Genomic DNA, 26,930 nt, shown 5'->3' with positions numbered 1-26,930 from the left:
AAGCCAGATTCAATGGCTCACTGGCGCTGGCCCTGGTAGGTGCCGCCGCCTGTGAGGCCGGTTTGCGGCAGGTAGGTCCAGGTGCCGCTGAGTGCACCTGTCTGTCCATTGACGGTGCCACTGAAGGTGGCGATGCCAGCCTGGCCCTGGGCCGCGTTCAAGGACACCGCACCCGCTGCACTGACCTGGCCGCTCACGCCGAATGAGCCATTCCCCTGCGTGGACACACCCGAGCCGGCAATCATCCCGTTGCTCCCAATCGCCACGGTGAAGTTGCCCTTGTCCAGCCCCGTATAGGTGCCCACATAGGTGCCCTGGTAAGAGGCCAGTGCAGCGCCCTGCAAGTCAATGCGCAGGCACTGCGATGACGCGCCATCCTGCGCAGTGGCCTGCACCACAACCTGGTCGCTGACGGCCGCTGGCGCGTAGCTGAAGGCGGTCAACTGGCTCAGCGCATTGCGCTTGACCTGGATGCTGAACTGGCCCGATGCGTTGGTCATCGCCGTGCCGCTACCCAGGTAATCGCCACCCACGCTGACCACGGTCAGGCCGGCCCCCACCCGAGCGCCGCTGAGGTCTTGCACGCAACCCGTCAGGGTCACGGTGTCATAGGGCTTGTCGGCGTTCCAGGTGCTGAAGTGCTGCACCGTGGCTTCGTAGTAAGACGGCGCGCCGGACCCATCTGGCTTCAAGGTAGCAACACCCTCGTCTTGCCAATAACCCGTCTGCTCGTTGAAGTGGTAGAGCGGCACGGAAGCCGGCATCGTGGCGGAAAGGCTGGCCTTGACGGCCGGAATGCGGATCACAGCCGTCTGACCTGCCTTGAGGTTGACCACGCTGCCATCGGCGTCACGCAGGGTGAACTGGATCGCGCCATACGACTCGATGGGCTGCGTGCCCGATGCCGTTTTCGCCAGATAGTTGCCGGGCATCAAGCCCAGATCGGCCTTGGGGTCGATGACGGTCAGGCGCGCCGTGACGGGGCCTGTGGGCGCGGCGCCATCGGCACGCACCAGTGCATCACCACCAAACTCGACAATGGGTTTGACCGAAGTCGGCAGGCTGAAGGACTGCGCCGTGGCCAGGTTGGCGATCGCCACGTTCAAGCCCAGCTTTTGCAGCGTGGCGTTCACACGCACGCCGTTGCCACCAGCAGGGAAATCCGACACGCCGGTTTGCAGCGCATAACCATCCCGCTCGAACTGCACCACGGTGCGGTTGCCGCTCAGGGGCACGTTCAACTGGTAGTTGCCTTTGGCGTCGGTGCTCGCCTGCAAGCCGGCAGACGTGACCTTCACACCTTGAACGGGCTGCCCAGCCTCATCTCGAACCAGGCCAAATACCACCGCCTGCTGTTCGACCTGGGTCGACTGGGGCTTCGCGTCATTCGAGTTGCCCCCACCGCCACAAGCGGCCAGGACACACGAGAACAATACCAATGCAGCTGCACGCCATTTCATGGCAGATCCTTCCTGTTGATGTTTGTGGGCGCGAGTGTAGGCGTTTCCCACGCCCCCGCACTTCCCCGGCATGGGGGGAGCACAGAGGCATCACGTGCCGCGCCAAAACAAAAGCGCCGCGACAAGCGCGGCGCTTCAAACCATCAACAGGCGCGTGATCAGCGCTGCGCCACCCGTGCCATGGCCTGGTCACCCGCCAGCCCACCGATGCCGGTCGTGCCTGCACCCGTTGTCTTGCCCGATGTCTTGGCCCCGCCGCACTTCACGAAGTTGTAGTCGCCTTCATTGACGGTGCGGGTCTCCAGCCAGTAGCGCCAGGTGGACTTGGGCCAGATGGCGAAGTTGATGCCGTCTGCCGTCTGGTACCAGCTCTTGCAGCCCGAGCTCCACACGGTGCCTTGCAGGGCTTGCGTCATCTCGCCGAGGAAACGGGTCATGGCCTGGGGCTTGACGTCGATGTAGTCCACGCCCTTTTCCTTGACCTTCTTCATGCACTGGATGATGTACTCGGCCTGTGCCTCGATCATGAAGATGATGGAGTTGTGACCCAGGCCGGTGTGCGGGCCGACCAGCTGGTACATGTTCGGGTAGTTGGACGTGGTGATGCCCAGGTAGGACGTCGGGCTGACCTTCCAGTCTTCCTGCACGGTGTGGCCGCCCAGGCCGCGCATCTCGAAGCTCTTCATGTAGATGCGAGGGTCCACGATGAAGCCGGTGCCCAGGATGATGCAGTCCAGCTTGCGCTCCTTGCCATCGCTGGTGATGATGCCGTCGGGCGTGATCTCGCGGATGCCGTCGGTGACCAGCTCCACATTGGGGCGGTTGAAGGTCGGGTACCACTTGTTGGAGATCAGGATGCGCTTGCAGCCCAGGGTGTAGTCCGGCGTGAGCTTCTTGACCAGGGCGGGGTCCTTCACCTGGTAGGAGATGAACTTCTTGAGCAGGCCTTCACCGATGCGGGCCATCCAGGGGTTCAGGATGGGCCACACGCGTGATTCGTTGGTCCAGTAGCAGCGCCAGCGGTGCAGCGTGCGGGTGAAGGGCAAGGCCTTGAAGGTCCACTTGCGGAAGGCCGAGTAGCTGCGCTCGTCACGCGGGATCACCCACGCCGGTGTGCGCTGGAACACGTGCATCTTGCCGACCTTGGGCGCGATTTCGGGCACGTACTGGATGGCCGAACCGCCGGTGCCGATGGAGGCGACCTTCTTGCCGCTCAGGTCGTAGCTGTGGTCCCAATCGGCCGAGTGCATCACCTTGCCCTTGAAATCCTTCAAGCCCTTGATGTCGGGGATGGCAGGCACGTGCAGCGGGCCGGAAGCCAGCACCCAGTGGCGCGCCATGATGGTTTCGCCGCCGACCGTCTTGATGACCCACTTGCCCGTGCCTTCGTTGAACACGGCGCTGACCACTTCCTGGTTGAAGTGGATGTGCGGGCGCAGGTTGTACTTCTTGACGGTGTCCAGGATGTACTGCTGGATCTCGTTCCAGGGCGCGTAGCGCTTGGTCCAGTCGGCCTTGGTCTCGAACGAGTACGAGTACATGTGCGATTGCACATCGCATGCGGCACCGGGGTAGTGGTTGTCGCGCCAGGCGCCGCCCACTTCGCTCTTCTTTTCCAGGATCAGGAAATCGTTGATGCCGTTCTTTTGCAGCTGGATGGCCATGCAGATGCCACCGAAGCCGGCACCGGCAATGGCGACCTCCACTTCGCGGACGGGGGAAGAAGAAACGGTTTGATCTGTCATGGCGGCCCTCTGTGGGTGTGTGGGTCTGTGATGGAACGGTTTGTCTCCGAACGTGTTGCCATGTTGGCGGGCGGTGTCCGCTCACGCCATGCTCAACTTCAACGAGAAATTGATCGTTTCGGCCAGCCCATGTGGCAGAGTGCCCAGCGCCGCGGTTTGCTTGATTCAGGTCAAAAGGGTTTACCCGGGGGTCACCGCCCCGCTTGAGGCTGCGCGCCACCCAGACCGGATTCGGGCGCAGCGGCCGCTTCGCGTGCTGGCTTGCGGCATGTCACGAACTCATAGTCGGACTCACGCACACGCAGCGTCTCCAGCCAGTACTTCCAGGTGGACTTGGGCCAGATGGCGAAATTGATGCCGTCCGCCGTCTGGTACCAGCTCTTGCAACCCGAGGTCCACACCGTGCCCTTGAGCGCCTCGGTCATCTCGCCCAGGAAGCGCTGCATGGCCTGTGGCTTCACATCGATGTAATCGGCGCCCTTGGCCTTGACCAGCTTCATGCACTTGATGATGTAGTTCACCTGGGCCTCGATCATGAAGATGATGGAGTTGTGGCCCAGGCCCGTGTGCGGCCCCACCAGCTGGAACAGATTCGGGTAGTTGGCCGTGGTGACGCCGTAGTAGCTGGTCGGGCTGGTCTTCCAGTCCTCGGCCAGGGTGTGGCCGCCGCGGCCCTTGAGCTCGAAGTGCTTCATGTAGATGCGTGGGTCCACCACGAAGCCGGTGCCCAGGATGATGCAGTCGGCCTGGCGCTCCTTGCCGTCTTTCGTGACGATGCCGGTAGGCGTGATCTCCTGGATCGCATCGGTCACCAGCTCCACATTGGGCCGGTTGAACATCGGGTACCACTTGTTGGAGATCAGGATGCGTTTGCAACCCAGGCGGTAGTCGGGTGTGAGCTTCTTTTGCACGGCCGGGTCTTTCACGGCGCGGCCAATGAACCTGGTGGTCAGCAGGTGCTCGACGCGCGCGCCCAGCCTGGGCTGGAAGATGGGCCACACGCGCACCTCGTTGGTCCAGTAGTGCTGCCAGCGGTGCAGGGTGCGCACAAAGGGCAGCAGCTTGAACACCGTCTTGTTGAAGTCCGTATAGGTGCGCTCGTCACGCGGTACCACCCAGGCGGGCGAACGCTGGTAGATGTAGAGCTGCTTGACCTGCCTGGCGATCTCGGGTGCGTACTGGATGGCGCTGCCGCCCGTGCCGATGGACACCACCGTCTTGCCCGTCAGGTCGTAGCCGTGATCCCATTGGGCGGAGTGCATGACCTTGCCTTTGAAGTCGGCCAGGCCTTTGATGTCAGGGATGGCAGGCACGTGCAAGGGGCCTGTGGCCAGCACCCAGTAACGCGCGCGGTAGGTTTCACCGGACGCGGTCTTGATCATCCAGCGGCCAGTGGTCTCGTCGAAGGCCGCGCCCACCACCTCCTGATTGCAGCGAATCAAAGGCGCCAGCTTGAACCTGGCGATGACATCGAAGATGTACTGCTTGATTTCATGCCAGGGCGCATAGCGCTGTGACCAGTCAGGCTTGGTGGCGAAAGAGTAGGAGTACATGTGCGACTGCACATCGCAGGCTGCACCGGGGTAGTGGTTGTCGCGCCAGGCACCGCCGGGCTCGGCGGCTTTCTCCAGGATCACGACATCCTGGATGCCGGCCTTGCGCAGTTGCGCAGCCATGCACAGGCCACCAAAGCCCGCGCCAGTGATGAGCACGTCGACCTGGCGAACGAACTTCTGCGCGGAAGATGAAAGCGACGAAGGAAGGGATGGAGAGGAAGCGGGCATGCAACACCTTTTGTCTCGTTGTGTCTCGTGGTCCTTGTGACGTCTGACGCGTCGTGTCGGATGGTGCGCATGCGCGGCCCTGCGGGCCATGCTAAATTCGGCACTCGATTGATTTTTTCGGCCAGGCTGCCTGTCTCCCTGGCCATGTCGGTCACCGCCTGATCCACATCAACACCGCATGACCACCCGCTCTATCCTGGGTTTGATCTACATGGTCCAGGGCCTCAAGCAACTGGGCGAGGACCCGGAGCCCGTGCTGCAACGCCATGGCTTGTCCGGCGACAAGCTGGACCCGACGACGCGCATCGAGCGGGCGCGCGAGTTGCGCATCTATGCGGAATGGGCCGAAACCCTGCACGACCCGCTGATCGGGCTGAAGATGGGCAGCTTCTTTGGTCTGGCGGGTTATGGGCCACTGGTCATGCTGTTGATGACCTGCCCGACCGCCTACGAGGCCATCCAGACGGGCATCCGCTACCAGCGCCTGACCTACCTGTATGGCACCTTGCGGCTGGAGCCTGGCGAACGCCTGAGCGCCCTGATCCTCGACCCCATGATGATGCCAACCAAGGCCTTCCGCTTCCGGGTCGATGGCGAGGCCTCGGGCACCTACAAGATGCTACGCGACATGCAGGCCACCATGGGCCTGAACCTGCGCCCCGAGCGGCTGGACATGCCCTACCCCAAGCCGCCTGAAGCCCTGGCTTATGAAGAACACTTCGGCTGCCCTGTGCGCTGGGGCGAGCACGAGGTGCGCTTCTGGCTGCGCAACGAGTACCTGCAGATCAAGCTGCCCACGGCCGACGCCAACGCGCACGCCATGTACCGCACCATGTGCGACCAGCAGCTCAAGCAGCAGGAAGCCACCAGTGATTCGCTGGCTGACCGCGTGCTCAACCACCTGGGCATGTTCAATGGCCACTTTCCTTCCGCAGAGGATGTGGCCAAGTCCTTTGACATGTCCGAGCGCAGCCTGCGCCGCCAGCTCAGCGAAGACGGCCGCAGCTTCCGCGACCTGCTGGCCGACGCACGTTATGCCAAGGCACGTTATCTGCTCAAGAACACCAGGCTGCCAATCGAAGACATCGCCGCGCAGATCGGCTATGCCGAGTCCGCCGCCTTCATCCACGCGTTTCGGCGCTGGGCCGGCATGACGCCGGGCGAGTTCCGCGAGCAATGAACAGCGGCTTGTCCACGCCTACAATCGCGCCCCTGCCCCGCATTACCCTGATACCGCCTCCCCGCCCATGAGCTATTGCGCCATCGACTTCGGCACCTCCAACTCGGCCATTGCCATCGCGCGCGCCGCCACCGACAGCGCGGGCCCCGGCATGCGCCTGGTGCCGCTGGAAGGCGAGCACCTGACCATGCCCACGGCCGTCTTCTACTGCACGGACGCCGATGACCTGCCACCCGGCACCTGGCGCGGCAGCAGCTTCGATGACAACCTGCCACGCACCTTCGGGCGTGCTGCCGTGCAGGCCTACATCGACGGCTACGAAGGCCGCCTGATGCGCTCCATGAAAAGCATCCTGGGCACCGCCCTGGTGGACCAGACCACCGAGGTCGGCCACGGCTTTGGCGTGAAGTACCTGGATGTGATCACCGGCTACCTGCGCCACCTGCGCACGCAAGCCGAGAAGGCAGGCGGCCAGAACCTGGACAGCGTGGTCATGGGCCGCCCCGTGTTCTTCGTGGACGACGAGCCCGAGCGCGACAAGGCCGCGCAAGCCTCACTGGAAGCCGCCGCGCGCGCCGTGGGCTTCAAGGACGTGTCCTTCCAGTTCGAACCGATTGCCGCGGCCTTCGACTATGAGCAGCACATCAGCAAGGAAGAGCTGGTGCTGGTGGCCGACATCGGCGGCGGTACGTCCGACTTCTCCGTGGTGCGCGTGGGCCCGCAGCGCGCCAAGCGGCTGGACCGCCGCGAAGACATCCTGGCCAACCACGGCGTGCACATCGCCGGTACCGACTTCGACCGCCACATCTCGCTGGCCAGCGTGATGCCGCCCTTGGGCTATGGCGGCTTCGGGCCCAGCATCAAGGGCGCCGACCCGCGCCCCGTGCCCAGCCGCGTCTACTTCGACCTGACCACCTGGCACCTGATCAACACGGTGTACCAGCCCCAGCGCGTGGCCGAGCTGCGCGCCATGGCGGATTTCTATGGCGACCCGGTGCAGCACCAGCGCCTGATCAAGGTCGTGATGGAGCGCCTGGGCCACGCCCTGGTGGGCCGCGCCGAAGCCGCCAAGATCGCGGTGGCGCAAGGTGGCGACACGGACATCGACCTCACCTTGATTGAAAAGGGCCTGCACAGCCCCTTGAATGCCGCACAGGTGGACAAGGCGCTCAACCCCGACCTGGGCCGCATCGTGGCCTGCGCGCGCGACACGGTGGCGCAAGCGGGCGTGCAGCCTGGCGACATCCACGCCCTGTACTTCACCGGCGGTTCAACCGGCCTGAAGCTGCTGACGGATCAACTGGAAGCGGCCTTCCCTGAGGCCAAGGCCGTGCGCGGCGACCGCCTGGCCTCGGTAGCCACGGGCCTGGGCCTGCATGCGGCGCGCCTGTATGGCAGCCAGGCCTGAAAGACTGGTGTGATCAGGCTGGTCTGATCCACTGATCTCGCCAGCCCGATCTCGCACCAGCCTCCGCGGATCATCGCGCCTTTGATCAGCGCGCGGTACGGGCCCGGCTTTTGCCACCACGCCCGAACACCAGCCACACCATGCCGTGGGCAGCCAGGCCGATGCCCCAGCCCCAGGCCACGATGCCGGCCCAGTCGTACTGGCTGCTGGTGGTGGCATTGATGCGCCACAAGCCCACCATCACCATCACGTACACCATCGCGTGGATCGCGAAACTCAGTTGCAAACCTTTGCTGCCTGCGGCCATGTCTTGTCTCCGAATGCTGTGAACTACGAGCCGCGATCTTGACAAGCTGTGGCCAACAAGACTTGCCCGTGTGCGCCAAGACTTGACCCGGCACCCCAGGCTGTCGCGTTTACATCCCGTTCCACCTGACGGCCTTGTTATCGCATCTGGTTACAGGATCGCGCCTCGTATCAGGGCAAGCCCGAAGAGGCGATTCGGACAGGCTTGGCCAGAATGGCCCAGGCCATATTTGTGACTTCCATCACGATTTTTTCGGTGCTCCTCTTCGGAACAATGAGGCGGGCTCCCCATGGCACGCCTCACCGGCGTCACGGTGACTTTGTCATTGCAACCCATACCGATACCGAGGAGACCCCATCATGGCCATGAAGCGCCTTTTCATCGCGTCCAGCATGCTGGCCCTGGCGGCCACCAGCACCTTGCTGAGTGGCTGCGGCGATGACAACACCCCTGCGAGCACCAACGCCTCGCCCAGCAGCGAAACGCCCGGCACCGCCACCACGGCCAGTTACCTGGCTGCTGTGCGCAACACCACCACGCCAGGCAATGGCGGCGGCGAAGACACCGTGACCTCGGTACTGAGCCTGGTCGACGACACCACGGGCACCGAAGTCACCACCACCCCCGTTGACGCCTACGGCAGCCCCAAGCTGGCGCAAGCCTTCACCGTGTCCGCCGACGGCAAGAGCTATGTGGCTGGCCGCCAGACCAAGGCCTATTACGTCTACCAGCACAAGCTCTATGAAATCTCGCTGGAGCACGCCAGCAATGTGCTGAGCAAGCCAGTGGCGCGCCAGGTGTCCGCCGAGGCCAATGCCTGCGAGGTGCGCCGGGTTGTGGAACGTGACGGCAACGCCGAGACCAGCTACTTGAGCTACACAACGGCCGGCGCCGATGGCAAGTGCAACACACCGGATGACGCCCCCAAGACCACGCTCTCGTCGGTGCAGGCCGCTGTCACGGCCTCTACCCCGGCCTTGCTGGACGTCCAACGTGACGGCAGTGGCTCGGTCACCGGCCTCCTCGGCAACGACATCGACAACCACAAGCTGGTGATCGTCAATGCGGCCCAGCTGGACGCCGGCAAAATTGAAACCACCGATGTGGTGAACGGTGCACTCACAGGTTCGACCAGCACCGATACCACCACGGGCCCGTCCACCACCAGCTACCCCACCGTTTCGGTGTTCAGCAAGGTCGCGGGCACCACCAGCAAGCTCTACCTGCGCGTAGGCGCTGACGTGCGCGTGCTGGATTGGGCCACGGCCACGCTGGCTACCAGCCCGGTGGCCACGCTCAACCTCGATCAGGTGCCACTGGTGCACACGGATGAGACGGCCACGTACTTCGTGGATGCGGCGAAGGTACCGCCTGCCAACGCTGCCGAAAGCGCCCAGTTTGAACTGGCCCTGTGGCGCATGAAACCCGCACAAAGCAGCGCGGAAAAAGTCGCAAGCCTGGACATCGTGCCAACCGCCGAACAACTGCCCCAAGTTGCGACCAGTGCCATGACCCCGAGCTCGCTGGCCATGGTGGTCCGCCGTGACAGCGGCGACACCCTGACCATCGTCAAGAAGGATGGCGCAAAACGTGAGGTGGCCTTGAGCGGCCCGACCTCACGCGTGGGCATCCAGGCCCATGCCGGCGAAGTGCTGGTGATCAGCCAACAACTCGACACCAGTGCAGACACCTCGGCCTTGACCCGCGTGGACCTGGGTAACAGCGACAGCCTGGCCACGCTGAGCAACTCGGCCAGCCTGGTCACCGTCATCAATGACACCAGCACCACCATCGGCGGCGAAGTGCCCAGCAGCTACCTGCTGTGGAACGAGAGCGGTACCGTGCGCAGCCACAACCTGGCGGGCGACAAGACCCAGATCATCGCCAACAGCAGCACGCTGGCAGGTTGGAATGGTGGCACCTTGAGTGCGGCGGTCTCGAACCTCACCGTGGGCCTGCTGCGTGGCCTCACCACCACCACACCCAACGCCGAGACCCTGTGGCTGTTCAATGCCGCCAAGGCCGTCGGCGCCAACTGAGTTACTTCCAATCCTCTTCCGACCTGGTGCTGCACTCCTGGTCGGAAGGGTTCACATGGCAGCGGATGCGTTTGATGACGCGCAAGCCCCGCTTGTCATACAGGCCTTGCTGCGCCAGTTCGATGCGGGCCTCGCGCAGCATGAGCGTGTACTTGACGGCCTCCTCGGGGCCGATGTCGATCCACTGGGCGGGCGGGATGGACGCGTCCCCCGTCTTGACCAGTTGCAGCACCCGGTCGAACTGGGCCAGCCAGTAGGCGCGTGAGGCGTCGCCAAAACCTTCGGGGAAGCGGCTGCGCCGGAAGATGGCCTGGTAGGTCACCACCATGATGGGGAAGCGCGCCACGCCGCCCCTGGTGCCCAGCCCCTTTTGCAGCTCCAGCGGCTTGTAGGCCAGCGTGGGCACGGCAATCATGTCCACCAGGCCGTTGTTGAACTTGGTGTGCAGGTTGCTCACATCGGCTGACACGGGGTGCGCGCCAATGCGCTGGATCATCACCGCTTGTGCCTTGTCGTAGTCGAAGGCGGCGATGCGCTTGCCGGCCAAAGCCTCGACCGAGCTCAGCTTGCGGTCATTGACGAAGGGGTAGGCCGGCCCGATGGGCAGGATGCCACCGACCTCGTAGTCGCCCTGCACCATCAGCTTGGTGACCAGCGGGGAGGGCGTGGCGTAGGTCTGGATCAGCTTGCGCAGCACCTCGTAGGTGCCGGCCATGTCGATGGTGCCCTTGCGCAAGATGGTGGTGGCGCCCAGCGAATCGCTGGAGGCGGCCACCGGGTTGAACTGGCGCGTGCGAAACGCGGTGGCCATGACGGCGTCACACACCCCGGCGCGAAAGTCCTCGGTGGCCACGGCCTCGCTGGTATAGGCCTTGAGTTCGAAGTCCACACCCATGCGCTGCATGGCCACGGCGTAGTCCTTGGACATGCCGTAGGCATCCCCCGAGGTCCCCAGGAAATCAAAAACACACAGCTTCTGCGCGGCCATGGCCGACGCGGCCGCCAGGGCCAACGTTGACGCGGTCAGCAAACGCGCGGGTCGGTTCATATCGGGCTCCCTGTCAAACACGCTGCACCCAGGCAGCAGAGGAAGCCCGAATTATTGATGCTCGTTAAATGCCGGCGACTCACCAGAAACCCTCTGATCCCCTCTGGATGCAGGGGGCTCGTCTTGGGGGCACCGCCTCGGTGGCTTACTTCCAGTCCTCTTCCGACTTGGTCGCGCACTCCGGGTCTGCCGGGTTCACATGGCAGCGGATGCGCTTGATCACCTTGAGGCCACGCTTGTCATACAGGCCCTGCTGGGCCAGCTGGATGCGGGACTCGCGCAACAACAGCGTGTACTTGACGGCGTCCTCGGGCTCGATGTCGATCCAGGCCATGGGCGGGATGGTGGAGTCGGCCGTGCGGATGATCTGCAGCACGCGGTCGAACTGGCTCATCCAGAATTCGCGCGACTTCTCGCCGAAGCCTTCGGGGAACTTGTCGCGCTTGAAGACCATCTGGTAGGACACGATCAGCAGCGGGAAGCGCGTGACCCCACCCTTGTTGCCCATGCCCTTTTGCAGCTCCAGCGGCTTGTAGGCCATGGTGGGCGCGGCCATCATGTCGAGTTGGCCGGCATTGAACTTGAGGTGGAAGTTGGAGATGTCCGTGGACACGGGCACCGCGTGGATGCGCTGGATCATCGCCGCCTGGGCCTTGTCGTAATCGAAGGCCGAGATGCGCTTGCCAGCCAGGGCCTCGACCGAGCTGAGCCTGCGGTCATTGACAAAGGGGTAGGCTGCACCGGCAGGGGCAATGCCACCAACTTCATACTCGCCATTGGTCATCAGCTTGGTGACCTGGGGCGAGGGCGCCGCATACGTCTGGATCAGCTTGCGCAGCACCTCGTAGGTGCCGGCCATGTCCACCTTGCCATTGCGCAAGATGGTGGTCGAGCCCAGCGAATCGACCGAAGCCGCCACCGAGTTGAACTGGCGCGTGCGAAAGGCCGTGGCCACCAAGGCATCACAGCTGCCCTTGCGGAACTCTTCGGTAGCCAACGCTTCGTTGTTGAAGCCGCGCAGCTCGAAGTCCACCCCATAACGCTGCATGGCCACGGCGTAGTCCTTGGCCAGGTTGAACATGTCCCCCGAGGCGCCCAGGAAGTCGAACACGCAGAACTTCTGGGCGGCGGCATGGGCAGGCTGCGCCAGGGTGGCCAGCATGCAGGCCGAGGCGGCAAAACGAAGAACAGCTTTCATGGCTTGGATGCGTCCCTGAAATGACCGGAGTCAGGCATTCTCAGGGCACACGCCCCTGGCCTCACCCCGATCAGCGCAAGGGATGTAACGGATTGCGTCCCACGTGCAGATTCATGTTGTGCGTCAAGCTGGTACGTCGCCTCGGGGCCACAACGGGCTCACAGCTTGATCAGCCGCTCCAGCGCCTGCTCCAGCGTGGCCGCCGACTTGGCAAAGCAGAAGCGGATCACGCCATGGTCGTCGCCATTCGGGTAGAAGGCCGACACGGGGATCGCCGCCACGCCATGCTCACGCGTGAGGCGCTCGACAAAGGCACGGTCGCCCTCGTTGCTGATGGCGCTGTACTTCACGCACTGGAAGTAGGTGCCCTGGCAAGGCAACAGCTCGAAACGCGAGCCGCCCAGCGCCTGCCGGAAGATGTCGCGTTTGCCCTGGTACAGGGCCTTGAGCTGCTCGTACCAGCCCGGGCGCTTCATGAACTCGGCCAGCGCGTACTGCGAGGGCGCATGCACCGTGAACACGATGAACTGGTGCGCCTTGCGGAACTCGGCCATGAGCTCGCGCGGGGCCAGGCAGTAGGCCACCTTCCAGCCGGTGATGTGATAGGTCTTGCCGAAGCTGGAGACCACGAAGCTGCGCTCGGCCAGGCCGGGGTAGCGCAACACGCTCTCATGCCGTGCGTTGTCGAACACCATGTGCTCGTAGACCTCGTCGCTGACGATAACGATGTCGGTGCCCTTGACCAGGGCTTCGAGCGCGGCCATGTCATCGGCCGACCACACCGCGCCGGTGGGGTTGTGCGGCGAGTTGATGATGATCATGCGCGTGCGCGGCGTGATCAGTGCCTGGACCTGGGCCCAGTCAGGCTGGTAATCGGGCAGGCTCAGATCGGCATAGACCACCTTGCCACCTTGCAGCTCGATGGCGGGGCCATAGCTGTCGTACACGGGCGTGAACACGATGACCTCGTCACCCGGGTGCACCATGGCGGCCACAGCCGTGAAGATGGCCTGCGTGGCACCGGCCGTGACCGTGATCTCGTCGGCCACGTCGTAGCTGGCGCCGTACAACGCGTTGACCTTGGCCGCGATCGCCTCGCGCAGCACCGGCACACCGGCCATGGGCGCGTACTGGTTGTGGCCGGCCTTGGTCGCCTCGTTCAACAGGGCCAGCAGGTCGGCGGGCGCGTCGAAGTCCGGGAAGCCTTGCGACAGGTTGATGGCGCCGTGCTGCTGCGCCAGGGCCGACATCACCGTGAAGATGGTGGTGCCGACCTGGGGCAGGCGGGAGGTGAACTGGATGGGACTGGCAGGCATCCGCAAAGGATAGCGTCAATGCGGCTGACCCAGCCCGCTTCCCGCCGTGGCGCCGCGCGTCGAAACAACCGGTTTCCGATTAACGTTCAGGCAGGCGCTAGCATCTCCACTCCAATAAACCAAAGGGAGAAACCCATGCGCACCATCGTCGCAGGCGCCGTCATGGCCATCGTCAGCCTTTCGGCTCAAGCTTACGAATTCGATTTCACAGCCCGCGTCACCTACACGGACGGCAGCCTCAGTGGCGTCAGCAGTGGCACCGTGTTCAGCGGCCACTTTCTGGGCAACGACCCGGTCAATGACTACGGGGGCTTGCCCGCGCCCTACGACACCATGATGGCCGAATACGCATTCGGCTCGGGCGGCGTCACGGCCAACATTGGTGGCCACAGCGTGAGCGCACAGAACCCGTCTGTCCGCATCTACGACAACATGGGCGGCAATGTGGAAGACGGCTTCAGCATGAGCAGTGGCTACACCATGTCTGTGGATGGCGTGACCTATGACTCGGGGGCTTTTGGCTTCAACCTGACCACCAAGCCCGGCAACACCGGTGTGATCAACGGCATGGGCCTGCCCGGCAGCGTTGATGTCAGCGCCTTTGATGGCCACTCGTCGCTGACCTATGGCTTCATGCAGCGCGATGGCTCGCAGACCGGGGCCATCCTGGGCTTCGAGGTGCTGTCCGTGAGCGTGGTGCCCGAGCCTTCATCCATGGCCTTGATGGGCCTGGGCGTGGCGGCACTGGTGGCCGCGGCCCGTCGCCGTCAGCGTCGGGGCTGAGACCTCAGTCTGCCCTTGATCCGTCTGGATCCGAACGGGCCCCGCGGGGCCCGTTTTTATTTGGCCAGCTCTTCGCGCATCGCGTCGATCACGCCCTTGTAGCTGGGCTGGCCGAAGATGGCGCTGCCGGCCACGAAGGTGTCCACACCGGCATCGGCCACGCGGCGGATGTTGTCCACCTTGATGCCACCGTCGATCTCTAGGCGGATGTCGCGGCCCGAGGCATCAATGAGCTTGCGCACCTTCTCGGCCTTGCGCAGCGCGCTGTCGATGAAGCTCTGGCCGCCAAAGCCGGGGTTCACGCTCATCAAGAGCACCACGTCCACCTTGTCGATCACCCACTCCAGCACGTCGATGGGCATGGCGGGGTTGAACACCAGGCCGGCCTGGCAGCCTTCGGCCTTGATCAGCTGCAGCGTGCGGTCCACGTGGGCGCTGGCGTCGGGGTGGAAGGTGATGATGTCCGCGCCGGACTTGGCAAAGGCCTGGGCCAGGGCGTCCACCGGCTGCACCATCAGGTGCACGTCGATGGGCACCTTGGTGCCGTCGGCCTTGACCGAGTGCTTGCGCAGCGCCTGGCACACCATGGGCCCGAAGGTCAGGTTGGGCACATAGTGGTTGTCCATCACGTCGAAGTGGATCCAGTCCGCGCCGGCGTCGATCACGTTGCGAACCTCCTCGCCCAGGCGGGCAAAGTCGGCGGACAGGATGCTGGGGGCGATGCGGAAGGTGCGCGACATGGAGAGGTGCCTTGTGTCAGTTGGTGGGCAAAAGCCAGACCGTGATTCTATTGACACCGGCCCGCCCCTGCCCACATGGGGTCAGCCCCACGTTTATCGCGAACCGTAGGGATCCCCCCGGTTTGCGCCAGCTGCAAAGTGTGGCGAATCGCGCCATCTGCATGGCCGCAGGGCCGAACCGGGGGAAAACACGCGCAACCTGACCTGGCACCCCAGGCGTTAATGAGGGCATGACACGCGCACACCGTTTCACCCATTCTTGCAGGGCGTTTTTTCACATGCTGCTGGCCTGCATGCTGCTGACGCCCTTCATGGCCCGGGCGGACCAGAGCGTGTGGACGCTGGACGGCGACAGCAATGGCATTGCGATCTACACCCGCCAGTTGCCCGGCAACCCGCTCAAGGACTTCAAGGGCGTGATGGAGATCAACGCGCCCATCAAGCAGGTGGTGGCCACACTGGCCGACGTGTCCACCATGCACGAGTGGTTCTTCCTGCTGCGCGAGGCCCGCTTCCTGCAGGGCCAGGGGCCCAATGATGCCTATGTGTACATGGCCATCAACGGCATCTGGCCGGTGCGCTCGCGCGATGTGGTGGCGCACGTGAAGGTTCGGCAAGACCCCGACACCCTGGCCATCTACGTGGACGTTGAAAGCAAGGACGGCATCCTGCCGCCTCAGGCCGAGCATGTGCGCATGCCCAACCTGAAGTCCTCATGGACGCTGCGCCCCTTGTCGCCCACGCGCACGGCTGTCGAGCTGGAAGGCCATGGTGACCCGGGTGGCGCCATCCCCACGGGGCTGGCCAATATGGTGGTGACCACGGTGCCGCGCCAGTCCATGGACAAGATGCGCCAGTACGTGATGAAGGCGCATTACGTGGACCCTGAAAAGCTGTACGCCCAGAGCCCGCCGCTGCGCCAGCTGGGCAAGCGCCTGGTGTTCCCGTCCTGACGTCTGCGCCGGGGGCGATGCGTGCCCTCAGGTGACGCGTTCAGGTGACGCGCTCAGGTGATCAACACGGCGCGAAAGTCGTTCACGTTGGTGAACGTGGGGCCGGGCAGCACGCGGTCGCCCAGCACCTCGAAGAAGCGGCCGGAATCATGCGTTTGCAGCATGGCGCGGGCATCCAGGCCTTGTGCTTGTGCGCGCGCCAAGGTGTCCGGGGTGATGAAAGCGCCGGCGGCCTCGCTGTGGCCGTCGATGCCATCGGTGTCGGCCGCCAGCATGAAGACGCCCGACTCACCTTGCAAAGCCAGCGCGGCACTGAGCATCAGCTCCGAGCACCGCCCGCCACTGCCGGTTTGCTGCGCGATGGCGTCCAGCGTGACCGTGGCCTCACCACCCGAGAGCAGCACGCAAGGCGGCTTGAAGGGCTGTTGATGGCGCGCCACCTGCATGGCCAGGGCGGCGTGCACCTGGCCCACGGCGCGGGCCTCGCCTTCCATGCGGTCGCTCAGGATGTGGGCCTGCAAACCGGCCTCACGCGCAGCTTGCGCGGCGGCTTCCAGCATGTCCTGGGGGGTGGCAATCAAACGGGCACGGTGGTGCGCAAACAGGGTGTCACCCGGCTTGGGCGTTTCCAGCTCACCACGCCGTAATTGACCGATGAGGGCGGCGGGCAGGGCCAGGCCATAACGGTCGATCACCGCGAGGGCATCGGCACAGGTGGAAGGATCGGGCACGGTAGGGCCGCTGGCGATGTCCGCCAGGCGGTCGCCCGGCACATCCGAGATGGCCAGGGTCAGCATGGGTGCGGGCCCGCACAGCGCGGCCAGACGCCCACCCTTGATGGCCGACAAGTGGCGGCGCACCGTGTTCATGTCGGCGATGGGCGCACCGCAACGCAAGAGCTGGCGGTGCAGGTCCTGCTCGTCCATCAAGGCCCAGCCGGGCAGCGGCAGCGTGAGCAGGGCCGAACCACCACCGGACATCAAGGCGATCACCAGGTCATCGGCCGTGAGGCCTTGCAAGGCGGCCACGATGGCGTGTGTGGCGTGCAAGCCGGCCTCGTCCGGCACGGGGTGGGCGGCCTCCAGCACGGTGATGCGGGCTGGTGCCCCTTCGTTGGGCGGCACATGCCCATACCGCGTGACCACCACGCCACTCAGCGACCGGTCTGCAGGCCAGGCCGCATCAAGCGCACGCGCCATGGCCCCACTGGCCTTGCCCGCCCCGATCACCACCGTGCGGCCCTTGGGCGGCGAGGGCAAATGCGCGGGCAGCACCACCGCCGGGTGCGCGCGGGCCACGGCCACGCTGTAGAGATGCCGCAGCAAGTCGGGCGGGTTCTTGCCGGGCGAGCTCATGCCGCCCCCGGCTGCTGGGCCTGCACCTGCGTGGCGCGTTCACGCAGATGCTGCGCCACCTGCTCGGCCAGGCGCGCTGCCAGGCGCTGCTGCGCTTGCTCGCTGGCCCAGGCCACATGCGGCGTCAGCAAGAGGTTGGGCGTGCCTGGCGCCAGCAAAGGGTGATCGGGTGGCGGGGGCTCAACCTCCAGCACGTCGATGGCGGCACCGGCCAGGCGCTGTGCGCGCAAGGCGGCCACCAGCGCATGCGGGTCCACCAGGGCACCACGGCCGGTGTTGATCAACACGGCATCGGGCTTCATCAAGGCCAGGCGGCGGGTGTCGATCAAGCCACGTGTATCGGGTGTGAGTGGCACATGCAGGCTGATGGCATCGCACTGCGCCAGCAAGTCATCCAGCGGGCGCTCGTCTTCAGCGGCCTCGCGACCAGGGCGCTGCGCAAACAGCACCCGCATGCCCAGGCCTTGCGCCAGCCGCGCCGTGGCCTGCCCGATGCGCCCGCGCCCGACGATGCCCAGCGTCGAGCCGCCCACCGGCAGGATGCGCGGCCCATGCCAGCAAAAGTGCGGCGAGGCCGACCAACGCCCATCCGTGGCCGCCGCGCTGTACGTGGCCAGGTGCCGGCACAAGGCCAGCAGCGTGGCCAGCACATGCTCGGCCACCGAGTCGCTGCCATAGTCCGGCACGTTGTGCACCGTGATGCCCAGGCTGCGTGCGGCCTGCAGGTCCACGTTGTCCATGCCGGCCGCCGCAATGCAGATGCGCTTGAGCCTGGGCGCCTGTGCCAGCAACTCGGCACCCAGGCGCACCTTGTTGGTCACCACCACCTCGGCCTGGGCCACGCGCGCGGCCACCTCGGCCGGGGCCGTACGCTCATGGGCCTGGTAGGCCAGCTGGCTCAACAGCGGCGCGTCCAGGTACTGGTCAAAAGGCAAGCCGCAGGGCAAGGTGCCGGCGTCCAGGAACACGACCTGGCAGGCTGGTACGGAGGGGCGAGGCATGGTGGGGCGTCTCCAGATGGAAACGTATTTCACCATGGCCATGCCTGCGCGGTGGTGCGATGATTCGGCATCCAGCGCGCAAGCAGCACGCAAGCATCACCACCAGCCAGACCCCCATCAAAGGACCCGACATGAAAGCCATCTGGAACGGCGTGACCGTGGCCGAAAGCGATGACATCGTCACCGTGGAAGGCAACCACTACTTCCCCGAGCATGCGCTCAAAAAGGAATACACCACCTTCAGCAACCACCGCACCAGCTGCGTGTGGAAGGGCCAGGCGCATTACATGAGCCTGCTGGTCAACGGCGACATGAAGCCCGACGCCATCTGGCACTACCCCGAGCCCACCGAGGCCGCGCAGGAGATCAAAGGCCGCGTGGCCTTCGGCCCCGGCGTGCAGATCGTGGAGTGAACGGGCTCGCCAGACGCGTCAACGCTCACGCCTCATTGAACCGCGGGCACTTGGGGATGATGTCGCTTTGCACGAAGGCGTTGAAGTCATCCGAGAAGCTGTCTTGCTCGGTCGCCCAGAAGGTTCTGAGGTACAGGTAGTTCGAGAACTGTTTGGTCATCGACTTGACGATCGAGTCCCAGAAGGGTTCGGGCAGGATGGGCCAGATGCAGGCGAAACGCGCATGCCTGTAGCGGTAGGCCTCCTCAAACAGGTTGACGTAGGCCACCGCAATGAAATGGGCCTTGGTGCGATTGGTCTGCGCCTTGGCATAGGCGAGTTTCAGCTCTTCATGCGCGTCCTGCACATCGGCAAACTTGAACAGCAGTGATTGCCAGCGCGCATACAGCTGGTTGCAGACCGTGACCCGCATGGACAGCATGGCCGCGAAGATCCCGATCAAGCTCATCAGGCTGATGATGCTGACCACCAGCTTCACCAGCTCCAGCTTGTCCTTGTCAATTGCAAAATGGCCAAAGACGTCGCACATGGGGCCTCCTGCGGATGGCCGTGTTGCCATCTATTTGCGTACGGCATGCACCGCATCCAGGCGCACCGCCATGGGCACCATGTCTGCGGCCTTGACCCGGGCGCGATAAGCCACCACCGCGTTGGGCGCCAGGGTGTCAAGGCAATCCGAATTGCCCCACCGCACGCCACGGGCGAGTGCCGAGGTCTTGGTGTTGAGCGAGATCGTGCAGACGTCCTTGCCCTCGCGGCTCAAGGTGACGTCCAGCGTGCCCACCTTGTCGGCCACCTCGGAGGCCTCGACGTGAAACCTGAAGTTCAGCAGCCGCCCCACGCGTGAGGGCTCCGGGCCCCAGGTGGCATCGTTCATCAGCGAGGCGTTCACCACGATGGTGCCCAGCGCACCGGGCTCAGGCTCCAGCTTGGCCTGGGGCACCCCTGCGGCTGGCGGTTCCAGCGGCTCGGGGATCACGCCGGATCGGGCCGCCACCTGCGCGCTTTTGGGCGCGGCGCCGAAGATCGTGCGCGCCCCTTCGACCCACATCGACACATACGTGTTCTGCGTCTGGTTGTTCGAGTTGACGGTGCTGCCCACCATGGCCGTGTTGCCATTGCCAGGCTGGCTCACCGTGGGAATGGAACGCAACGCGGTGATCACCGGTGGCACGATCCCGATGAGGGAGCCGGCCACGCCCACGACCGCCAGCCAGACCTTGGTGTGGGACTTGGATTTACCCGGAGGGGACGTGTCTGTGTTCACGATGTCGCTCCTGTTGTTCATCCCACCTCGCTGAGGTGCGGCCAATTGCAATCGAAATCAGGTGTGCCGGCTATCCCTAGTCTGGGATGCAGCCAGCAAGGGCACATCAGGCAGCTTGCGCGACAACTCGCCCACATCGTCGTGTGCGAGCAGCGCCTGCACCACCACAGGCAAGGGCTCGGCCCAGATCTCGGGCAGGTCGCGCTCCATCGGGTCTTGCAGGGTAAAAGCCAGGGCCTCCTGCGGGGGCGTGAACTGCGCGTTGACGCCGGGTTTGTTGCCACGCGCATCCACCCGGTACCAGCCGAACTTGGGCAGGTAAACGGCATTGAGGCCATGCAGGCAATACGGCGCGCCCTGGTCGCCCACAGACAGGCGCTGGTAACACAGGCCCGTGGGGATGCCATTGGCGCGCAACAGGGCGGCCAGCAAATGGCTCTTGGCGTAGCAATAGCCGGTGCGGTGCTGGAGCACATCCGAGGCTTTGCAGGTCACCGGGTTGCGCATGGCGTCCCCGCTGTGCTGAATCTCGTCGCGCACGAACTCGAAGCAGCGTTTGACCAGGGCCAGTGGCGCGCGCTGCAGGCCCTCGGCCAAGGCCGCAGCCTGGGCGGCCACGGTGGGGTGATCAAAGTCGATGTAGGTGCTGGGGGCCAGATAGGGTTGCATGCCTGACTTGTTCTAGGTGTGGAGCACGATGGTAACCAGCGCCGTGGCGTCCTCCAGCCCGACCAGCCCATGGCGCACACCGCCAGCCAGGTACAGCATCTCGCCGGCAGACAGCACCTGCTCACGCTCGCTGCCCTCATCCCCCATGGTGAAACTGATCGCGCCCCGCAGGCATTGCACCGTGATGTCGCCCGCCACCTTGTGCGGCGGGAAGGCCTTGGCCGTGGGCAGCACCAGGCGAATCACCTCCAGGTGCTCGGTCTTGAACAGGGCCACCGTCTGGGCCGATGTGGTGTCGCCCGGCGAGGGGATGAGCGGAACGACTTGACCCGAAGCGACGTGCGGGATGGCCATGGCGGGCTCCTGTGGCTGCTGAGAACCCATTTTGCGCCAACGCAACGCAAGCGGCCACCAAAGACCAGATTTGGGATTGCGGACAGCTTGACGGGATGGTGCAATGCACCCAGCTTGTGCACAATGCATGATGAGGCCATGCCCCAGGGAGTATCGACATGCCGAATGCGGAGCCCTTCAGATCGATGACCGAAGCGGCGCCGCCATCGCCCCCCAGTGATGTACGGCACAGCCACCAGGTCCCCGATTTCATGCACATGCTGGTGGACCACGTGCCCGCCATGCTGGCCTACTGGGGCGCCGACCTGCGCTGCCGCTTTGCCAACAAGGCCTACAAGACATGGTTTGGCGTGGACCCGGCAGGCCTGATCGGCACCCACATCAAAGACCTGCTTGGCCCTGAACTGTTCGCGCTCAACGAGCCCTACATCCGGGGCGCCTTGCGTGGCGAGGAGCAGCTCTTCGAGCGGGTCGTACCGGGGAAGGACGGCGTGCAGCGCCACAGCCTGGCCACCTACATCCCCGACATGGTCGACGGCAAGGCTGTCGGCTTCATGAGCCACGTCACCGAGGTCACCAAACTGAAAGAGGCCGAAGCCGCCTTGCGCGCCCAGGTCGCCGAACGCGAGCACGCCTACGAATGCCTGCGCCAGAGCGAAACCGCCCTGCGTGAGGCGCAGCAACTGGGCCAGATCGGCAGCTGGGAGCTGGATCTCGACACCAATGCGCCGAGGTGGTCTGACGAGATGTACCGCATCTTCGGCCTTGACCCCTCCCAGCCGCTGCCCCCCTACACCGAACGCGCACACCTCTACCCCCCCGAGAGCTGGGCACGCCTGACCCGGCAGATCGAGCACACCACCCGGACTGGTGAGCCCTACCTGATCGAGCTGGCGTACTTCAAGCCTGGCGGCGGCATCGGGTGGGTCGAAGCTCGCGGCATGGCTGTGCGCAACCCGCAAGGCCACATCTTCAAACTGGCCGGCACCCTGATGGAGGTCACCGAGCGGCACCACGTGGAAGAGGCGCGTGTGCAACGCGACGTGGCCCTCGCCGCCAACCGCAACAAGACGATGCTGCTCTCACGCGTGAGCCACGAATTGCGCACACCGCTCAACGGCATCATGGGTTATGCCCAGCTCAACCTGATGCAACCCGGCCTGGACGCCACGCAGCGGCAACGCAACGAGATCATCCTGCAATGCGGCCAGCACATGGTCGAACTGGTGGACGACATGCTGGACTTGTCCGGTGCGGAGCTGGGGCGCATCACCGTTCAACGCGCGGCCCTGGACCTGGCGCCACTTGTGGAAGCCAGCCTGCTGCACTTCGGCCCCCTGGCCGATGCCATGCGGGTGGAACTGGTCAACCGCCTGGTGCCGCATGAAGCCTTTCATGCCATGGCTGACCCGATGAGGGCCCAGCAGGTCATCAACCACCTGGTGTCCAACGCCATCAAGTACAACCGCCCCGAAGGCCGCGTGACCGTGTCAGCCCACCGCAGCGACACGCACATCGACATCCGCGTGGAAGACACCGGCGTCGGGCTGACCGCCCAGCAGCTAGCACGGCTGTTCACCCCGTTTGACCGCCTGGGCGCCGAAGCCACGAGCGTGGAAGGCACCGGCGTGGGCCTGGCCCTGAGCAAGGTGCTGGTGGACTTGATGGGCGGCGAGCTGCTGGTGGAAAGCCAGCCCGGCAAGGGCTCGGCCTTCACGCTCAGGCTGGCACGCAGCGCGGCCACCAACCACTGAAGCCTATTGCCCGGCTGGTGAGGCCATCACGGCCGATGCGGCCTTTTCCGCTGCGGAGGCCGCACTGACAGCGGCGCTGGCTGCCACAGCAGCCGAGTTGGCGGCCGCGGCCGCATCCCCATTGGCGGGCTGAGCCAAGGTCCCGTCGCACACAAATGGCAATTGGTTGATCAACCAAAGGCGCTTGTCCCCATCGGGGTCCTTGTCTTGCGCGTAGTCACCCACGCCATAAAGGCTTTGCAGCTTCCACAAGCTGGCCTTGCGTTCCTGCAACTCGGTGACCTTGCGGGTGGAGTCATCCGTGAAGGTTTCGGTCCACGGGGCCACCAGCGAACCGCCACTGGTTGAAGATGCGCCAAAGCCCGTCAACACGACCTTCGCCGGCGTGTAGGCCGCCACGCTGCCTATCAGCACGGACAAGGCGCCCCAGGTGGATGACTGGTTCTTCTGCACCTTGAGATGAGAAATGTCGTACTCATCCTTGGCGAAACGCTGGCGGCAATAAGAAAGCGACCTGACAAACTGCTCTTGCAGATCGGTGTTCAGCTGGCGCTTGACGTCACTGCCAGCACCCGACTTGTTCAGCAAAAAGGTCTGATACGTCGTGGAACGGGTGGTCTTGAGCGACTCCGTTGCGGTCGCCAGACTGGTATCGATCTTGTCCCCGATCGTGGAACAAGCTGAAAGCAAAACACCCGCCGAGACGAGTGGAATGACAACGGTGGTGGTGGTGCGCAGCATGACCGCTCCTTGCATGCATGGGTTTGAATTCAATGGGGGTGCAATGACCCCGAAACCAGCATATGCAAGCCACTTGGGCGCTGTCTACTCAACCGAATGCCTAAACCGACTCGATGGGCACCGGGCCGCATAGCAGGCCCACGTCAACAGATGGCGAGCCCTCAGGGCTGCGTGCGGAAGGCCTTGATGGTGGCCAACTCACCCACGGTGACGCAGCTTTCAGCCGGGTCCACGATGATGTTGCCGCATTGGCAGGAGGCCGATGCCACCGGCGCCGAAGGCACCACCTCGCCACAGCTGCCGCACTCATAGGCAATGTGCGGCCCCGTGGGATAGGGGCCGATGTGCGTCAGCTCGATGTAGCGCCTGGGGGTCGATTTCATGCGGCTGGGGACCCTGGTTGACTTATGCGGAGGTGAATCAATGTTCACGCTGAACATTTTGACAGATTTAACGGGCAGGATCCATTTCGCGACAATCAGGCCTGCTTGATCAGGCGCACCACCACCAGCAGCACCACGGCACCGATCGTCGCCACGACGATGCTGCCGATCAGCCCCCCGCCGGCCGAGGCCCCCAGCGCGTTGAAGAGGAACCCGCCGATGAAGGCGCCAACGACACCCACGGCCAGGTCGCCCACCAGCCCAAAACCGCCACCCCTGACCAATTTGCCAGCCAACCAGCCAGCGACCACGCCGACGATAAGAAACCAGAGCAGACTCATGGGAACCTCCAAAGTTGAGGGGTTAGGCGCGTGCTTTGGCGTGAGGCCAGACGCAACGCCAACCCGTGGTCACTTTTCAAAGAAGCCCAGTTTGGCAGATCCTTCGATCAGGATCTGTTTCCCGACAATTTGCGGGGTCCGCGGCCACACGGAATGTGGTGAACTTCAATGCGCCGGGCCTGGAGGTGTTCAACCCGTTTGGTGCAGTGCAGGCCTGAGGGGCATAGATGCAACCCAGGTTGTATCGGGCTGAGGCGTAGCCCGCTTCGGCTGATTGGCGATACCCGACGCCGAAGCACGAAGGGCACCGCGGCAGGCCATGAGCATGCCAAAGACAAGGCCATTCTGACATCCGCGTTGGGTGGGCAAGACTCGCGAGTTTCGCTAGAATGATTGAAAGTGATTAGGAGTGATTCATGCCCTCGCCGGACACCCGCGTAATGACGGCCCACGTGCCACTGCCACTGGCAGAACAAGTCGACCAGCTTGCTACCAGGCTGGATCGTTCCAGGGGTTGGGTGCTCAAGCAAGCGCTGGCCGCCTTCGTGGACCGCGAGGCAGAGCGCTACCGCATGACCTTGGAGGCCATGGATGACGTGGATGCCAAGCGTGGGTTAAGCCACCAAGACGTGAAGGCGTGGGCCGCAACGTTGGGTACTGACGAGCAGGGGCCATTGCCTGAATGACGATCAACTGGACCAGCGCAGCCCACGGGGATCTGGTGCGGTTGTATGAATTCTTGCGCCCGGTGAACCAGCAAGCAGCAGCGCGAGTGGTACGCAGGTTGACCGAGGGGCCAGACCTGCTGCTTTCCCAACCAAGGATCGGCACGAGGCTGACGGAATTCGAACCTCGGGAGGTGCGGTATATCCTCGTTGGCGACTATGAAATGCGGTACGAAATATCTGCCAACGGGGATATCTGGATCTTGCGCTTGTGGCACACGCGAGCGCTTCGTTGATGCCAACGTTTTGCATGGTTTCGGCGCGTCGCTACTTGAGCTTGCTGTTGCCCATGCTCACTGCACGTTCAAGACGTATTCGATGTCTTGCACCATGCGCCCATAGTCCGCCGATTCGCGGTTGTACCGGCCACCGAACTTGAGCGTGTGCCGGCCGGGCGGCAAGGGGTTCAACAGCAGCCAGAAGCCATCGGTGGCCGAAGGGAAGGCCTTGTACGGGTGCAAGGCGGCGGGCACGCGCGCAAACACGTCGAAGCACTCGCTGGACGTGATGCGGTAGCGCTTGAGATCGTTGATGGGCGTGCCGTCCAGCTCCGCGAACAGGTCAAGGGCCGTGTCGTTGTTGAGCGCGGCGGATGCCTTGGTGCCAGCGCAGGTGATGGCGCGTGCGCCCCGGGCAGGCCAGTACACCATGTTGATGAGCGGGAAGAACAGCTGCTTGCCTGCGGGGACCGAACAGGTTCGCTGGATCTTGGACGAACCGAAACCGCCCGCCAGGAACCATGTATCGCCCTGCTGGTTCACGGCGCAGCGGGCACCGGTTGTGTCGGCCACCGGGCTGTCTTCTTCGCTGGTGGACATGGCCCATTGCCACCACTCTGCGGTGAGCTGGGCCGGTGCGGATGCGGCAACGGGGTCAGCCAGGGCTGGAAAGGACAAGAACGCAAGGAGCAGCGTGGCGGTGATGAGTCGAAAGGCGCGCATGGGTGTGTCCATCAGCGCTGGTTCACGACCTTTTGGGTCACAGGCTGATGCGTGGCCTCATCCTCGATCCACACGGTCGAATCGTGTTGGGACAGCCTGCCGACCACCTTGTAGCGCTTGTCGGCTTGCGGGTTGAAATCGACCACGCCTTCCACTTCGAAGAAGGTGCCTGCGGCTCGGCTCGCCAGCTCGTGAATGGGGGCGTCGGTGGCATGGCTGCCGCGAATCTTCACCTTCATCGCATGCGCGGGAACTTGCCGTTCGGTGATTTCCAAGCGCAACGTGGCACCTTGGCCATAACTGGCCTGGTGGCTGGTGCCGAAGCTGTCGCGAATGCCATGGCCATCGATTTCAGTGAGGGCGAAGATTTGGGCCTTGGTGGAATCTTCAGATTGGCCGCTGTCGGCGACCGTGGCAATCGGGCCGGCGTAGTTCTCGGGGATGGGCTTGTAGGTTGCGCAGCCGGCGAGGGTTGCGATGGCGAGGGATAGGAGGAGCTTCTTCATTTTGAACTGGACTGGATTGATGAGGGGCGAGCGGGTGGTAATGACGTGGGTAGCATGATCACAATGCTTTTCCCGAGCGATCTTGAAACTCCATGAGCAACCGACGAAGCAGCATCGGACTATCGATACCCGGAATGGGGGCTCGTGGATTGCCTGCGCCGGAGATGATCAAGGTGCCGAAGTCAAAGATCCGCCCGAATATGCCTTGGCTGACTTGAAGGCTTTCTACCTTCGAAAGGTAGATTTCAACGGTATGGCGGCTGATGAAACCAAATTTCGCGATCACACGCTTGTTCGTGAACGCCAATTCAGTCTTCTTGTATCGAATCAATGCCATGAGCAGAACGATCAACCCCAAACCCCAGCGGGCACAAGCAGAAGGCCAAGGACGATCAAGGGCGTGAGAGACCAAACGCTGATCTTCGCTTCGTAGATGACCTTCTCGTCAGCAGTCAGGGGCTTTTGGATATAACTCCCCATGCCGTGCTCCCGATTTGATGTGATGCTGTTTGGTATGTT

The 26,930-nt window shown here is 64.0% G+C and carries 29 protein-coding genes; 9 read left to right on the top strand and 20 right to left on the bottom strand.

Going from position 1 to position 26,930, the window contains the following annotated elements; translation table 11 throughout:
• Positions 1–17 precede the first annotated feature (17 nt).
• The 3 genes from JY96_RS12425 to JY96_RS12415 all read right to left on the bottom strand — a co-directional run bounded on the left by JY96_RS12425 (position 18) and on the right by JY96_RS12415 (position 4,989).
• A complete protein-coding gene (locus JY96_RS12425) occupies positions 18–1,460 on the bottom strand; it encodes a carboxypeptidase-like regulatory domain-containing protein (protein WP_152606486.1) in 1,443 nt (480 codons plus the stop codon).
• Between the two features lie 158 nt (positions 1,461–1,618).
• Positions 1,619–3,205, bottom strand: a complete 1,587-nt coding sequence (locus JY96_RS12420; protein ID WP_081961224.1) for an NAD(P)/FAD-dependent oxidoreductase — start codon at positions 3,203–3,205, stop codon at positions 1,619–1,621.
• A gap of 191 nt (positions 3,206–3,396) precedes the next feature.
• Positions 3,397–4,989, bottom strand: a complete 1,593-nt coding sequence (locus tag JY96_RS12415) for an NAD(P)/FAD-dependent oxidoreductase (RefSeq protein ID WP_052162464.1) — start codon at positions 4,987–4,989, stop codon at positions 3,397–3,399.
• Positions 4,990–5,167: 178 nt separating this feature from the next.
• Between JY96_RS12415 and JY96_RS12410 the strand changes: the two genes are divergently transcribed.
• Both JY96_RS12410 and JY96_RS12405 read left to right on the top strand, forming a co-directional pair.
• A complete protein-coding gene (locus JY96_RS12410) occupies positions 5,168–6,169 on the top strand; it encodes an AraC family transcriptional regulator (protein ID WP_035037838.1) in 1,002 nt (333 codons plus the stop codon).
• Positions 6,170–6,236: 67 nt separating this feature from the next.
• Positions 6,237–7,577 carry an Hsp70 family protein gene (locus JY96_RS12405; protein ID WP_035037837.1) on the top strand — a complete coding sequence of 447 codons (1,341 nt, stop codon included), beginning with the start codon at positions 6,237–6,239 and terminating at the stop codon, positions 7,575–7,577.
• 85 nt (positions 7,578–7,662) lie between these two features.
• Here JY96_RS12405 and JY96_RS12400 read toward each other — a convergent pair whose 3' ends face one another.
• Positions 7,663–7,884 carry a 2TM domain-containing protein gene (locus tag JY96_RS12400; RefSeq protein ID WP_035037835.1) on the bottom strand — a complete coding sequence of 74 codons (222 nt, stop codon included), beginning with the start codon at positions 7,882–7,884 and terminating at the stop codon, positions 7,663–7,665.
• Positions 7,885–8,249: 365 nt separating this feature from the next.
• Between JY96_RS12400 and JY96_RS12395 the strand changes: the two genes are divergently transcribed.
• Entirely contained in the window at positions 8,250–9,923 is a 1,674-nt protein-coding gene (locus tag JY96_RS12395) for a hypothetical protein (protein ID WP_235333912.1), read from the top strand.
• A 1-nt stretch (position 9,924) separates the two neighbouring features.
• On the opposite strand, the gene JY96_RS12390 is transcribed toward JY96_RS12395, so the two are convergent.
• From JY96_RS12390 to JY96_RS12380, 3 genes are all read right to left on the bottom strand, one after another.
• On the bottom strand, positions 9,925–10,971 hold the full coding sequence (locus tag JY96_RS12390) for a putative solute-binding protein (protein ID WP_035037831.1): 1,047 nt from the start codon (positions 10,969–10,971) through the stop codon (positions 9,925–9,927).
• Between the two features lie 145 nt (positions 10,972–11,116).
• Positions 11,117–12,169 (bottom strand): putative solute-binding protein, encoded by a 1,053-nt coding sequence (locus tag JY96_RS12385; RefSeq protein WP_035037829.1) that lies wholly within the window; start codon positions 12,167–12,169, stop codon positions 11,117–11,119.
• Between the two features lie 158 nt (positions 12,170–12,327).
• The gene (locus tag JY96_RS12380) at positions 12,328–13,485 is read right to left on the bottom strand and encodes a pyridoxal phosphate-dependent aminotransferase (RefSeq protein ID WP_035037826.1); all 1,158 of its coding nucleotides are present in this window, start codon (positions 13,483–13,485) and stop codon (positions 12,328–12,330) included.
• Between the two features lie 135 nt (positions 13,486–13,620).
• On the opposite strand from JY96_RS12380, the gene JY96_RS12375 reads away from it, so the two are divergent.
• Positions 13,621–14,268, top strand: coding sequence for a PEP-CTERM sorting domain-containing protein (locus tag JY96_RS12375; RefSeq protein ID WP_035037823.1), 648 nt, complete (start codon positions 13,621–13,623; stop codon positions 14,266–14,268).
• 56 nt (positions 14,269–14,324) lie between these two features.
• On the opposite strand, the gene rpe is transcribed toward JY96_RS12375, so the two are convergent.
• The gene (gene rpe, locus JY96_RS12370; protein ID WP_035037820.1) at positions 14,325–15,008 is read right to left on the bottom strand and encodes a ribulose-phosphate 3-epimerase; all 684 of its coding nucleotides are present in this window, start codon (positions 15,006–15,008) and stop codon (positions 14,325–14,327) included.
• Between the two features lie 278 nt (positions 15,009–15,286).
• Between rpe and JY96_RS12365 the strand changes: the two genes are divergently transcribed.
• Positions 15,287–15,961, top strand: coding sequence for an START domain-containing protein (locus JY96_RS12365; RefSeq protein WP_035037817.1), 675 nt, complete (start codon positions 15,287–15,289; stop codon positions 15,959–15,961).
• Between the two features lie 53 nt (positions 15,962–16,014).
• Here JY96_RS12365 and JY96_RS12360 read toward each other — a convergent pair whose 3' ends face one another.
• Together JY96_RS12360 and JY96_RS12355 are read right to left on the bottom strand one after the other, a co-directional pair.
• Positions 16,015–17,316: a glycerate kinase gene (locus tag JY96_RS12360; protein WP_035037814.1), complete on the bottom strand. Its 1,302-nt coding sequence runs from the start codon at positions 17,314–17,316 to the stop codon at positions 16,015–16,017.
• Complete coding sequence (locus tag JY96_RS12355) at positions 17,313–18,317, bottom strand: D-2-hydroxyacid dehydrogenase (protein WP_052162944.1); 1,005 nt, start codon at positions 18,315–18,317, stop codon at positions 17,313–17,315. The genes JY96_RS12360 and JY96_RS12355 overlap by 4 nt, the downstream gene beginning before the upstream one ends.
• A 131-nt stretch (positions 18,318–18,448) precedes the next feature.
• On the opposite strand from JY96_RS12355, the gene JY96_RS12350 reads away from it, so the two are divergent.
• The gene (locus JY96_RS12350; RefSeq protein WP_035042581.1) at positions 18,449–18,730 is read left to right on the top strand and encodes a DUF427 domain-containing protein; all 282 of its coding nucleotides are present in this window, start codon (positions 18,449–18,451) and stop codon (positions 18,728–18,730) included.
• A gap of 25 nt (positions 18,731–18,755) precedes the next feature.
• On the opposite strand, the gene JY96_RS12345 is transcribed toward JY96_RS12350, so the two are convergent.
• The 4 genes from JY96_RS12345 to JY96_RS12330 are packed head-to-tail and all read right to left on the bottom strand — an operon-like array spanning position 18,756 to position 21,020.
• The gene (locus tag JY96_RS12345) at positions 18,756–19,259 is read right to left on the bottom strand and encodes a hypothetical protein (protein ID WP_035037812.1); all 504 of its coding nucleotides are present in this window, start codon (positions 19,257–19,259) and stop codon (positions 18,756–18,758) included.
• A gap of 30 nt (positions 19,260–19,289) precedes the next feature.
• Positions 19,290–19,997, bottom strand: a complete 708-nt coding sequence (locus JY96_RS12340) for a hypothetical protein (protein ID WP_152606485.1) — start codon at positions 19,995–19,997, stop codon at positions 19,290–19,292.
• Positions 19,998–20,054: 57 nt separating this feature from the next.
• The gene (locus tag JY96_RS12335) at positions 20,055–20,666 is read right to left on the bottom strand and encodes a transglutaminase family protein (RefSeq protein ID WP_035037806.1); all 612 of its coding nucleotides are present in this window, start codon (positions 20,664–20,666) and stop codon (positions 20,055–20,057) included.
• Between the two features lie 12 nt (positions 20,667–20,678).
• Positions 20,679–21,020: a hypothetical protein gene (locus JY96_RS12330; RefSeq protein WP_035042577.1), complete on the bottom strand. Its 342-nt coding sequence runs from the start codon at positions 21,018–21,020 to the stop codon at positions 20,679–20,681.
• Between the two features lie 158 nt (positions 21,021–21,178).
• Here JY96_RS12330 and JY96_RS12325 point away from each other — a divergent pair, with 158 nt between their 5' ends.
• Complete coding sequence (locus JY96_RS12325) at positions 21,179–22,774, top strand: PAS domain-containing sensor histidine kinase (RefSeq protein WP_081961221.1); 1,596 nt, start codon at positions 21,179–21,181, stop codon at positions 22,772–22,774.
• A gap of 3 nt (positions 22,775–22,777) precedes the next feature.
• Here JY96_RS12325 and JY96_RS12320 read toward each other — a convergent pair whose 3' ends face one another.
• The 3 genes from JY96_RS12320 to JY96_RS12310 form a co-directional block, all read right to left on the bottom strand.
• Positions 22,778–23,515 carry a hypothetical protein gene (locus tag JY96_RS12320; RefSeq protein WP_035037801.1) on the bottom strand — a complete coding sequence of 246 codons (738 nt, stop codon included), beginning with the start codon at positions 23,513–23,515 and terminating at the stop codon, positions 22,778–22,780.
• A gap of 161 nt (positions 23,516–23,676) precedes the next feature.
• A complete protein-coding gene (locus JY96_RS12315) occupies positions 23,677–23,898 on the bottom strand; it encodes a hypothetical protein (protein WP_035037798.1) in 222 nt (73 codons plus the stop codon).
• Between the two features lie 95 nt (positions 23,899–23,993).
• Complete coding sequence (locus JY96_RS12310; protein ID WP_035037796.1) at positions 23,994–24,239, bottom strand: GlsB/YeaQ/YmgE family stress response membrane protein; 246 nt, start codon at positions 24,237–24,239, stop codon at positions 23,994–23,996.
• 416 nt (positions 24,240–24,655) lie between these two features.
• Here JY96_RS12310 and JY96_RS12305 point away from each other — a divergent pair, with 416 nt between their 5' ends.
• Positions 24,656–24,925 carry a CopG family ribbon-helix-helix protein gene (locus tag JY96_RS12305; protein WP_035037792.1) on the top strand — a complete coding sequence of 90 codons (270 nt, stop codon included), beginning with the start codon at positions 24,656–24,658 and terminating at the stop codon, positions 24,923–24,925.
• The gene (locus tag JY96_RS12300; RefSeq protein WP_035037791.1) at positions 24,922–25,200 is read left to right on the top strand and encodes a type II toxin-antitoxin system RelE/ParE family toxin; all 279 of its coding nucleotides are present in this window, start codon (positions 24,922–24,924) and stop codon (positions 25,198–25,200) included. Before JY96_RS12305 ends, JY96_RS12300 begins: the two co-directional genes overlap by 4 nt.
• A 57-nt stretch (positions 25,201–25,257) precedes the next feature.
• On the opposite strand, the gene JY96_RS12295 is transcribed toward JY96_RS12300, so the two are convergent.
• From JY96_RS12295 to JY96_RS12285, 3 genes are read right to left on the bottom strand one after another with little or no spacing between them, the layout of a single operon-like run.
• On the bottom strand, positions 25,258–25,905 hold the full coding sequence (locus JY96_RS12295; RefSeq protein WP_152606484.1) for a hypothetical protein: 648 nt from the start codon (positions 25,903–25,905) through the stop codon (positions 25,258–25,260).
• A gap of 11 nt (positions 25,906–25,916) precedes the next feature.
• Positions 25,917–26,411, bottom strand: coding sequence for a hypothetical protein (locus JY96_RS12290; RefSeq protein ID WP_035037789.1), 495 nt, complete (start codon positions 26,409–26,411; stop codon positions 25,917–25,919).
• Positions 26,412–26,469: 58 nt separating this feature from the next.
• Complete coding sequence (locus JY96_RS12285) at positions 26,470–26,748, bottom strand: PH domain-containing protein (RefSeq protein WP_200883498.1); 279 nt, start codon at positions 26,746–26,748, stop codon at positions 26,470–26,472.
• Positions 26,749–26,930 lie beyond the last annotated feature (182 nt).

Source organism: Aquabacterium sp. NJ1 (assembly GCF_000768065.1).
Taxonomy (GTDB): domain Bacteria; phylum Pseudomonadota; class Gammaproteobacteria; order Burkholderiales; family Burkholderiaceae_C; genus Aquabacterium.
Note: the sequence above shows the minus strand (reverse complement) of the source record. Positions and strands in the feature narration are given on the sequence as shown.